The 10645-nt window shown below is 41.2% G+C and carries 9 protein-coding genes and 2 pseudogenes; 6 read left to right on the top strand and 5 right to left on the bottom strand.

Features of this window, described 5'->3' with window-relative positions:
• Positions 1–98 precede the first annotated feature (98 nt).
• From QL919_RS13780 to pnuC, 3 genes are all read right to left on the bottom strand, one after another.
• Positions 99–278: a YqhA family protein gene (locus tag QL919_RS13780; protein ID WP_290190048.1), complete on the bottom strand. Its 180-nt coding sequence runs from the start codon at positions 276–278 to the stop codon at positions 99–101.
• A 63-nt stretch (positions 279–341) separates the two neighbouring features.
• Positions 342–953, bottom strand: coding sequence for an ATP-binding protein (locus tag QL919_RS13775; protein WP_290190047.1), 612 nt, complete (start codon positions 951–953; stop codon positions 342–344).
• Positions 904–1656 carry a nicotinamide riboside transporter PnuC gene (gene pnuC, locus QL919_RS13770; protein WP_290190046.1) on the bottom strand — a complete coding sequence of 251 codons (753 nt, stop codon included), beginning with the start codon at positions 1654–1656 and terminating at the stop codon, positions 904–906. The genes QL919_RS13775 and pnuC overlap by 50 nt, the downstream gene beginning before the upstream one ends.
• Positions 1657–1965: 309 nt before the next feature.
• Here pnuC and QL919_RS13765 point away from each other — a divergent pair, with 309 nt between their 5' ends.
• Positions 1966–3111 carry a beta-ketoacyl-ACP synthase III gene (locus QL919_RS13765; RefSeq protein ID WP_290190045.1) on the top strand — a complete coding sequence of 382 codons (1146 nt, stop codon included), beginning with the start codon at positions 1966–1968 and terminating at the stop codon, positions 3109–3111.
• 120 nt (positions 3112–3231) lie between these two features.
• Positions 3232–3717, top strand: coding sequence for a DUF3060 domain-containing protein (locus tag QL919_RS13760; protein WP_290190044.1), 486 nt, complete (start codon positions 3232–3234; stop codon positions 3715–3717).
• Positions 3718–3803: 86 nt separating this feature from the next.
• On the opposite strand, the gene QL919_RS13755 is transcribed toward QL919_RS13760, so the two are convergent.
• On the bottom strand, positions 3804–4610 hold the full coding sequence (locus tag QL919_RS13755) for a hypothetical protein (protein ID WP_290190043.1): 807 nt from the start codon (positions 4608–4610) through the stop codon (positions 3804–3806).
• Positions 4611–4833: 223 nt separating this feature from the next.
• Between QL919_RS13755 and prfA the strand changes: the two genes are divergently transcribed.
• The 4 genes and pseudogenes from prfA to dnaX all read left to right on the top strand — a co-directional run.
• Positions 4834–5925, top strand: coding sequence for a peptide chain release factor 1 (prfA, locus tag QL919_RS13750; protein WP_290190042.1), 1092 nt, complete (start codon positions 4834–4836; stop codon positions 5923–5925).
• A 277-nt stretch (positions 5926–6202) separates the two neighbouring features.
• On the top strand, positions 6203–7735 hold the full coding sequence (gene lysS, locus QL919_RS13745) for a lysine--tRNA ligase (protein ID WP_290190041.1): 1533 nt from the start codon (positions 6203–6205) through the stop codon (positions 7733–7735).
• 152 nt (positions 7736–7887) lie between these two features.
• Positions 7888–9111 carry a hypothetical protein gene (locus QL919_RS13740; RefSeq protein WP_290190040.1) on the top strand — a complete coding sequence of 408 codons (1224 nt, stop codon included), beginning with the start codon at positions 7888–7890 and terminating at the stop codon, positions 9109–9111.
• Between the two features lie 69 nt (positions 9112–9180).
• A pseudogene (dnaX, locus tag QL919_RS13735) lies at positions 9181–10563 on the top strand (DNA polymerase III subunit gamma/tau); the annotation flags it as partial.
• On the opposite strand, the pseudogene QL919_RS14175 reads toward dnaX, so the two are convergent.
• Positions 10545–10604, bottom strand: a pseudogene (locus QL919_RS14175) (hypothetical protein); the annotation flags it as partial. The pseudogenes dnaX and QL919_RS14175 sit on opposite strands and share 19 nt — an antisense overlap.
• Positions 10605–10645: the final 41 nt, after the last annotated feature.

The raw sequence follows: 10645 nt of genomic DNA, 5'->3' as shown, positions 1-10645 counted from the left end.
ATTAAATAGATATTGATGATAAATTCGTCTATGGGCATCTCACAACTCCATTGTATTCTTGGTCGAAAACAATAGATTAGTGAGGTGCTCTTCTTTTTTCAATCACTTTCGAAGTTGAGAGTGGGGTTAAATACAGTATTAAACATCATGATTGTTTTTTGAATGAATTTTATAAATAATAAGACAATCCCTAAGATCAGCCCTAAATAAAAAGGCGCTAATATCCAGCGGCTGTTAAAAATGGTTTTTTCTAGGTATCGTTCAATATTTTTTAGCATGGACATCTCTTAATGCTCTTAAAGGTTGTAGGTCATTTACTGATAACGTGGTATAGGATGGATTTAAGAAAGCCATTCGAGCACTTGTTGTACCCGCTCATCTCTGTCGCCACCAATACGCCTAAACATTTTATTGTGCATCTTAAGCTGGCTAGCAAAGTAAGTGCTTATCTGCTCACGCTCGTGAGGAGCATCACGTAAGTCATCAGCCACCCACGGCGTATCGACTTCAGTTAATAAAATTAAATCATAATGATGCGCTAATGCGGCATTGGTTAGATCGGTAGGGCAGTCGCCATAATACCAATTAGAATAAACCATCAGCTCAAACAGGCTAGTATCACAAAATAAAAGCCTCTTATGATTAGGGTCTTTAATACTGTCGTTTAGTTGAATGATTTGTGCTGATTGTAGTGCCAACTGGTTCTCTAGCTCTATTTGACCTTGGGCAATGGGCAACAAGTCGTTCCAAGTACAAGTCAGCTGCTCCTTATCCCATTTAGCTTGTAAGTAGGTACGCATATACTCTGGTACCCAAGGGCTCTCGAAATAGGCTGCCAAATCACGACATAAGGTTGTCTTGCCAGTGCTTTCTGCCCCTAGTATTGCGACACTGATGACCGACTTAGGCGTATGCTGTATGAGATTGTCTGCGATAGCGGTTTTGCCATTCATAATATGCCCAGATTGCAATGAGAGTAAATACTACATACTGTAGTGCGGTAAATGTAAAGCCTTTGTAAAAGTATAACAGCACGGAGATGGCATCAGCAACGATCCATAATAACCAATGCTCAATTTTGCGTCGCGCCATGAGCCACATCGCCATCAAAAATAATGCAGTGGTCAGCATATCGGTATAATCAATCCAGGTAAATAAATGCGTGCCAAGCACGACGCCATCGAAGCTAAACTCATTGTTAATCACAGGACGGAAGTAATAAACCAATGCCACAAAACCAATAGTAGCAGCGCCTAGCAAAGCCAGTATAGGCATGTCTTTGGCACTTAACCGTTCAACTTGAATAGCACCTTCACTATCAGTACTATCTCGCGATGTATCTTGCTTCTGGCTGGCTGGATTTATATGATCTGTTTGTTGATTATCTGCCTTATTCTTAGACCAGTTAATCCACCCATACAGACTCATAACGGTGTAATAGGCATTGATAAACATATCGCCAAATAGCTGCCATTTCCATAGCAGATAGACAAAAATACCCGTGCTTATCAGTCCAATAGGAAAGGCGAGAATATTGGTTCTACTTGCAAATATGACGCTTGCTACACCAAATACAACGGCAATCAACTCCAAGATGATAAATAGAGTAGAGTAGTCAGCGTATTGTCCAAACAACCAGTTGAATATTTCTGCCATGAACGTTCCCTAATATAAGCATCTATTGTTTTTAGTAAGTGTATACGCACCAATATAATAATACAGACAATTGAAGTGTGCCAAAGCAGCACCAATTATAGCGTAGCTGCCTCATAATAAAGGCAGTCTTCCCTTATTTTTTGCAGTCTGACAGATTATTTGTAACAAAGTATTAGAAAAATAATTTTATTCAGGCATAATAAAGGCTCTGATTTTAAGTTTACAGTTATTCACCGAAATCAAAAAACCATTATTATTCCACCTTTATGCTTATCCCAAGCACTATAGCAGTAGACAAGGAAGCTTATTATGACGACTTGTATTACGGGCACCGGCCTATACATCCCACCTTATAGCATCAGCAATGAAGAGCTGGTGGCATCATTTAACCAGTATGTTGAGAATTATAATGAAAAGCATGCGGATGAGATAGCAGCAGAGACTGTCACCGCACTTGAACCCTCTTCAGCAGCCTTTATCGAAAAAGTATCTGGTATCAAGTCACGTTACGTGATGGAAAAAGATGGAATTTTAAATCCTGAAATTATGGCTCCTGTCATACCTTACCGCCAGTTGGGTGAAGAGCTGTCTATCATGGCAGAGATGGGCACAGCCGCGCTAAAAGACGCACTGGCTGACGCTGGTCTTGAAGCCAATGATTTGGACGGTATTATTCTTGCCTGCTCAAACTTCCAACGTACCTATCCTGCAGTGTCTATTGAGATTCAAGATGCTATCGGTATGGTAGGTGGTTTTGCTTATGACATGAACGTTGCTTGTAGTGCGGCAACCTTTGGTTTATCGCAAGCGCATGGTTCGATTGTTTCTGGTCTTGCCAAACGTGTTGCTGTGGTCAATGTTGAGATTACCTCAGCGCACCTTAACTGGCGCAATCGTGACAGTCACTTTATCTTTGGTGATGTCGCAACCGCCTGTATCGTTGAGGAACTAGACACGCCAAAAGGTTATGAGATTTTAAGCACCAAGCTGTTTACACAGTTTTCAACCAACATTAAAAACGAATACGGTTTTATGGATCGCTCTGAGTTTTTAGCGGCGCAAACAGAGATGTATCCAGACCTTAATGAACCAGTGACTGACAAGCTATTTTTGCAGAATGGTCGTAAAGTCTTCCGTGAAGTTTGTCCAAAAGTTTCAGAGATCATCACTGAGCATTTGCATGAGAACGACATGCAGCCTAGTGAGGTCAAAATGATGTGGCTACACCAAGCCAATGCCAATATGTTGGATTTAATCTTGCGTACAGTTGTTGGACGTGACGCAGACAAAGCGATTGCACCGAGTGTCATCGCTGAATTTGCTAATACCAGTTCCGCCAGTCCAATGATTGTCTTCCATCGTTATAAAGACGATTTAGCATCAGGTGATCTGGGCGTGATCTGCTCGTTTGGTGCAGGTTACTCGATTGGCTCGGTGTTAGTACGTAAGGTTTAAATACATCTGAAAGGTTACGAGAGTTATTGGGTATTGGCGAGCCATTAAGGCGATGGGCGAATACTAAATAACTCTTTTTTTGCTATGTAAAAAACTAATTTATTTAAGTAGGGGCGAATAGTGCGATTTTCGAAATATTTTTTAACCTCTGAGCGAGTAGCGACAGCCGCATTAACGATTATATTTACAACAACTATGGCGCAGGCAGACGTTTATGTCGGGCCTAATGTCAGTATTGGTGCGAATGTCACAGTTAATCCTAATAAAATAAAAGTAAGCAATACTACGGTTACTGAACAAGGCGTTGTTGTTCCTGCAAATGCAGGTTATTTGGGCTCTGCCACTGCCAAAACCACTTATACTTGCAACGCCAAAAATCCTATAGTTGACTTTAAAGGTAATAACCAAAAAATTACGATAAAAGGTAACTGTCAAACCATCAGCATTTTGGGTCAAAATAACGTAGTCATTGCTCAACAGACTTTTAATTTGATTGAATCTGGAGCGAATAATACTATTAGCATTACTAGAGTGCGTCATGTGATGTCATCGGGAGAAAATACTCAGCTAACCTACCGTACTGGGCTTGATGAAAACGGTCAGTGATGAATTTATAACTAACCTTAAATTCGTAGCTAAACTTAAATTGACGAAAGCCAAATCTACTATGATTTGGCTTTTTAGACTAAATGCTAATGCCAGTTCTTCTGCATATCGTTTCCTAAATGCACAACTTGTAGAGGGAAGGTAATGACATCAAATGCTATGGTTATGGGAGCAAATACTACCAAAGCTTTCAATAAATTTGGACCAGTCGAGGTTTTAGAAAACTTCTGATTAATAGTCAATTGTAGAGGCTGCTTGAATTGATGTGGGATACTATCAACATTAGTTATAGGCTGCGCCACCGTAAATCCTACTGAGATGTCACGATTGCAGACCAAATATCTTTTTTGTAACTCGTATTGATGAGTACAGCCAAAACCTAAATTCTCTAAAGCAGACCACTCTTTAGCATCAGAGTATGAAGCAGTGATAGGTTTTTTGAAATGCAGACTAAGATCAGCACAGCCATGATCGTATTGACAATTAGACTCTTTATCAATGACGACTTCTAATTGCTTAGTGATAGCTTTGGTATCGATAGTATATCTAGCCTTACTAGGGTTCAGATACAAATAACGAAGGTCAACCTGACTAAATATATCTTTAAACAGCTCAGAGTTATCACGACTTGGCTCAATCAAATAACTATATTTATTACCCACCAAAGCCAAAGCATGCTCATGACCTGCGATAGTCAGGTTCGGCTTGCCAATAGCGATAACCTCATCATTAAACACGGTCTTGGTTTCTTCAACAATCTTGTTTTTATTATCATAAACGATATCTGCTAGCCCACTAGTAGCGTAGCAACTGCTTAAAAATGACACCAAACTCACGGTAAATGCTACAGCAAATAGCTTTGATATATTGCCTTGTTTATTTTTTAGATTCATATCAATCTCGATGATTATTTTAATAAAGCTATAATATATTAAACTAACCAACTAAGGTTAGCTCTACCTATTATCAAAATTAATTTTATAGTGCTTAAACAAATCTTTGGCTTATTTATAATTTCTATCGAAATTATAAATAAGCCAAAACGCCTTTCGGCAAATGAGGTAAAATTTGCTATAATCACTCTCTTATTCCTCTCATCTATTTAAAAGTCCTTTTATGAAAGAATCCTTGCGCTTGCGTTTAGACCAGATGGTAGACCGTTATGAAGAGGTCACCGCCTTATTATCAGATCCTAGTGTTATTAGCGATAATAATAAATTCCGTGAATTGTCTGTCGAGCACAGCGACTTGATGGATATCACCACTTTATGGCAGAACTATGTGCGTGCAGAGACGGATCAGGCTGATGCAGAAGTGATGCTACAAGAAGCCTCAGACCCTGAAATGAAAGAGATGATGCAGGACGAGATTGACAGTGCCCGTGATACCATCGTAGAGATGGAAGAAGCGCTCAACGTCATGATGTTGCCAAAAGATCCTAATGATAAAGTGCCTGCGTTCCTTGAGATTCGAGCAGGTACAGGTGGTGATGAAGCATCGATTTTCTCTGGTGATTTGTTCCGTATGTATCAAAAGTATGCCCAAGCTCAAGGTTGGACGCTAGAGATTCTGTCAGCTAACGAAGGTGAGCATGGTGGTTATAAAGAAATTATCACCCGTGTTTCTGGCAATAGCGTCTATGGTCGCTTAAAGTTTGAGTCTGGTGTGCATCGTGTTCAGCGTGTACCTGAGACCGAAAGTCAAGGTCGCGTGCATACCTCAGCCTGTACCGTTGCCGTTATGCCAGAAGTTGAAATCGATGACAGTGTTGATATCAATCCTGCAGATCTAAAAATGGATACGTTCCGCTCCAGTGGCGCAGGTGGTCAGCACGTTAATACCACGGACTCAGCCGTACGCTTAACCCATATTCCTACCGGTACCGTGGTAGAGTGTCAGCAAGAACGCAGCCAGCATAAGAACCGTGCTCATGCGATGAAAATGCTGATTGCTAAGATTCAACAAGCTAAAGTCCAAGCACAAGTTGATGTAGCAGATTCTATCCGTCGTGACTTAGTCGGTAGTGGTGATCGCTCAGAGCGTATCCGTACCTATAACTTCCCGCAAGGGCGTATGACTGACCATCGTATCAATCTAACGTTATACAAGCTAGACTCAATTATGGAAGGCGACTTAGATGAAATCCTTGATGCGCTGATGCGTGAACACCAAGCAGATCTAATGGCCAGTATTGGCGGTGGAGATTAAGGCAGTTTACTGTTAGAAGCTTAGTGCCTGCAACTTCGACGGCGCTATCAGTATCTTCTGATAGCGCCGCATCAGCTGAAAAAGTCGCTCCATTTATCTATCAAGCGTGTGACAAGAGGTGAAACGTTTTTTTAGCAAGATAGGTTTGTCTGCTGTTAGTGTGTAATGTCTTATAGCAAAAGCCATAAGCATTATTGACGTGTGTTATTTGAATGTCTTATTTAAGATTTACAGTTTTCTTTTATTCCTTTAATTACCTAATAATTTTGAGAGTGTTATGTCAAAGTCCAATAATCAAAATCAAGAGCAAGCCCCAGAAGATGCTAACGAGCTGATTGCACAGTTGCAAGCCAAGCTAGACGATATCAGTGCTTCTGGTAAACAGCCGTATCCAAATACATTTAAACGCACTGATTATGCGCAAGACTTGCAAACGGCTTTTGAAGGGATTGACAAGCAGGAAATCGAAGACAAAGCTGCTAAGGGTGAAAAAACCCAAGTCAATGTAGCAGGTCGCGTTATGCTCAACCGTGGCGCTTTTATCGTTATTCAGGATATGACAGGTCGTATTCAGTTATATGTCGCCCGTAAAGAGTTAGATCCAGAGACACTCGCTACGATTAAATCGTTAGATTTGGGTGACATTGTTGGGGTGTCTGGGTTTATCGGTCGTTCAGGAAAAGGCGATCTATATGTACATATTGAAGATTTCACCCTATTGACCAAGTCGCTACGTCCGATGCCAAACAAGTTTCATGGTCTAGCTGATGTAGAAGCACGCTATCGTAACCGTCATCTTGATTTGATGACCAATGAAACAACGCGTGATACCTTTATGATTCGCAGCCAGGTGATTAGTGGTATTCGCAAGTTTATGTTAAATGAGCGTTTCATGGAAGTTGAGACGCCAATGATGCATCCTATCCCAGGTGGCGCTGTGGCTCGTCCATTTATTACCCATCATAACGCCTTAGATATGCCACTATACTTACGTATTGCTCCTGAGCTTTATTTAAAACGCTTAGTGGTTGGTGGTTTTGAAAAAGTGTTTGAAATCAACCGTAGCTTCCGTAATGAAGGTGTTTCTACTCGTCACAATCCTGAATTTACCATGATTGAATTCTATCAGGCCTATGCAGACTATCATGACTTGATGGATTTAACTGAGCGTCTGTTCAATGAATTGGCGATGGATATCTTGGGTACGACTGAGATTACTTATCAGGAAGAAGCCATCAGTCTAAAAGCGCCATTTGAACGTCTCTCTATGTCTGATGCGATTGCCAAATATGCAGAAAACTTTGACATGGCACGTATTAACGATCGTGACTATCTAGCAGAGTACGCCTCAACGACCCTTAAGCAGCAAGTAAAAGATGTCTTTGGTGTGGGTAAACTACAGACGATTATCTTTGAAGAAACTGCTGAACATCAATTGCGCCAGCCGACTTTCATCACTGAATATCCTGCTGAGACATCGCCATTGGCGCGCCGTAGTGATGATAATCCTGAGATTACCGATCGTTTTGAGCTGTTTATTGGCGGTCGTGAGTTGGCCAACGGTTTTAGTGAGCTCAATGACCCTGCCGACCAGGCAGAACGTTTCCGTGGTCAAGTCGCTGAAAAAGACGCTGGTGATGATGAAGCCATGCACTTTGATGAAGAGTATATTGAAGCATTGTCTTATGGCTTGCCACCGACTGCCGGTGAAGGCATCGGTATTGACCGTTTGGTGATGCTGTTTACAGACTCTGCTAGTATCCGCGATGTGATTTTGTTCCCACATATGCGCCGTAAGCTTGAAAGTTAAGAAAGGTTTGCTTGCCATACATCCATACTAGTAATAAACTGAATATAACCAGAGTTTTACTACTTTTCATAAAGCAGGCTCAGATTTTATGAGACCTCATTTATAGGGATATTATGGACACTCAGCAGGCAGCACCCTCAATTTGGCAGCAGATGATTAAACAAAGTTTTTTGTCTTTGTATGAGTTACCACAAGATAAAAAGAGTAGCCCTGAACAATTTCAGGGCTATGATTTTGTTTTTGAATTTTCTGGTGCTACGGTTTATGTGATCGTCAATGATGTGGTGATGCAAGCGAGTAGGCAAGATATAGACAGTAGCCAAGTTCGAGAGTGGAGAAAAGAGGTTGTCAATCAGTTGATTAAGCGTCACGCTCAACTTTATCAAAAAAATGATAAATTAATGGCGGACAATGATGATTCTGACCTTGATAAGGCGGTTTATTTTATCGGTTTGACATCGCTTTCTATTAAACATGAGGGCAATCAAGCTGGAGCACCACTTTATACGGTTGGCTATGAGTATGGCAGTCAGTTTTTTGCTGAAGACTGTGTATTAGATTTAGATGATGAAGAAAGTGTACTGCAAGTTTTTAGCTATCAAAATTTCGTCGATATTCTCAGTCAGTTGGTAACCCCAAGTGATTTGACAGCATTTTTAGATTTTCATCGTAGTCAATTAACAGGTTTTGAATCATTTTTAGATGAATCAACGCTACTGACTCAGTTTTTACAATCGCCAGGATTTCACCAAAGAGCCATTAGCGTCCAAGAAAAATTGGTCAATTATGAACTGATTGATCAGGTTGAACCGCGTTTGTTGAAGGCCATACAGCCAAATCAGACAAGTTTTTCCAACGCACTCATGGCTGAAATTCAAAAGAACACGCGTATGTGGTACAAGTTATTTAATAGCTTGATTAAGGATTCTTTTGAAGCAGGGCATCCTATTCCAAAGGATCAAGTAGATATATTGGTTGATGAATCAATGTATACCTATGCGTGTCTGGTGGAGAAAATATTAGCTTATAGAACGATGGATCAAGACTCGCGTTGGAATGGTTATGTTCGCCACGAACATTCTTATAATGTGTTTGGACGTCATTATCTAATGGTGTTTTATGCGCAAGATGACGACAGCTCATTGAGTGCGGATAAAGTTCGCGCCTCTCACCAAGATTTATTGTTGGAACTTAATGCACAAATGCAAGATCCAGTGATGGATGATTTGTTTTTGATTGGGGTGGAGTTTAGACCTTGCGAAGATAGTGTAAACACCGAGGTGCATTTAGATGCCTTTCACCAAAACGGCTCAGTTATCGATTTAAATACCCAACGTTTATATGAACAACTGGCTCAACTAAAAGCCAACCTATAATTCAAGCTCAATTTAGATCGCTGATCTGATGCTTTACCTATTTTTGTATTACTCAAATTGGCATTTACTATGACGCAGCAATACCAAGTTTTAGCTCGCAAATATCGTCCAAAGAACTTCCATGAGTTGATCGGACAAACGCACGTCTCGCAAGCGCTGATTAATGCAATTGATTATAACCGTCTGCATCATGCGTATCTATTTACAGGGACGCGTGGTGTCGGTAAAACCACGATTGCCCGTATATTATCCAAGTGCCTGAACTGTGATACTGGTATAACCAGTACCCCTTGCGGTGTGTGTGATAACTGTGTGGCTATCGATCAAGGTCGCTTCATCGATTTGATTGAAATTGACGCTGCCTCTCGTACTAAAGTTGAAGATACCCGTGAGCTGCTAGACAACGTCCCTTATGCACCAAGTCAAGGTCGCTATAAGGTGTACCTGATTGATGAGGTGCATATGCTGTCAACGCATAGTTTTAATGCGTTACTCAAAACGTTGGAAGAGCCTCCTGAGCATGTGAAGTTTTTGCTAGCGACGACGGATCCACAAAAGTTACCGATTACTATTATCTCGCGCTGTTTACAGTTTGTACTGCGTCCATTGCCTCAAACGCTACTTAGTGAGCACTTGGCCAATATTTTGACACAAGAGGCAGTTGGTTATACCCAACCTGCGCTTTGGCAGTTAGCCAGTGCGGCTAAAGGCTCAGTACGTGACGCATTGTCATTGACGGATCAGGCCATTGCGTTCGGTCAAGGTGCGCTAGATGATGTCACCGTCAATGCCATGCTAGGTTTGATTGATGCTGCTGATTTGGTTCGTCTCATCACAGATATTTATAATCATGATAAACCTGCCGTTGCTGCCCATATTGAGCAAATGCGTGCACAGATGGTTGATGCAACCAGTATGTTTGATGGACTCGCTGAGTTACTACATCAATTGGCGCTAACACAGTTATTGCCTCAAGTTGCCTTAAACGTTAATGAAGCACAGGCACAGGACATCACCACACTTGCGCAGCATATCAGCCCTGATGTATTGCAACTTTATTATGAGATTGTTGTACAAGCACGTGAAGGCGTGAAGCTTGCTAGTACACCAATGCAAGCGCTGGAGATGTGTATCTTACGTCTATTAGCATTTCGTCCATTATCTAGTAATGAGATATTGGCCAATGCACCTGCTACATCGACGCTAGAGCATAATCCCTCTCTGGAAACTGCTGCAGACTATGTAGCAGCGCAAGTGCCGGCTTATGAAATAGACTATGAGAGTCAGCATGATAGTGAGCCATCAAAGGACGATTATGATGATGTCGAATCAAGCATTAACGATAGTAATAACAGCGCTAATGATTTATCGACCTTAGGTAAAGAGAGCGAGCCTGAACCAATTGTAGAGCCTGAACCAATTGTAGAGCCTGAACCAATTGTAGAGCCTGAACCAATTGTAGAGCCTGAACCAATTGTAGAGCCTGAACCAATTGTAGAGCCTGAACCAATTGTAGAGCCTGAACCAATTGTAG

The sequence above is a fragment of the Psychrobacter sp. APC 3426 genome (assembly GCF_030408035.1).
GTDB lineage: Bacteria > Pseudomonadota > Gammaproteobacteria > Pseudomonadales > Moraxellaceae > Psychrobacter.
The sequence above is the reverse complement of the archived record's forward strand: the minus strand, read 5'-3'. Positions and strand labels throughout refer to the sequence as shown.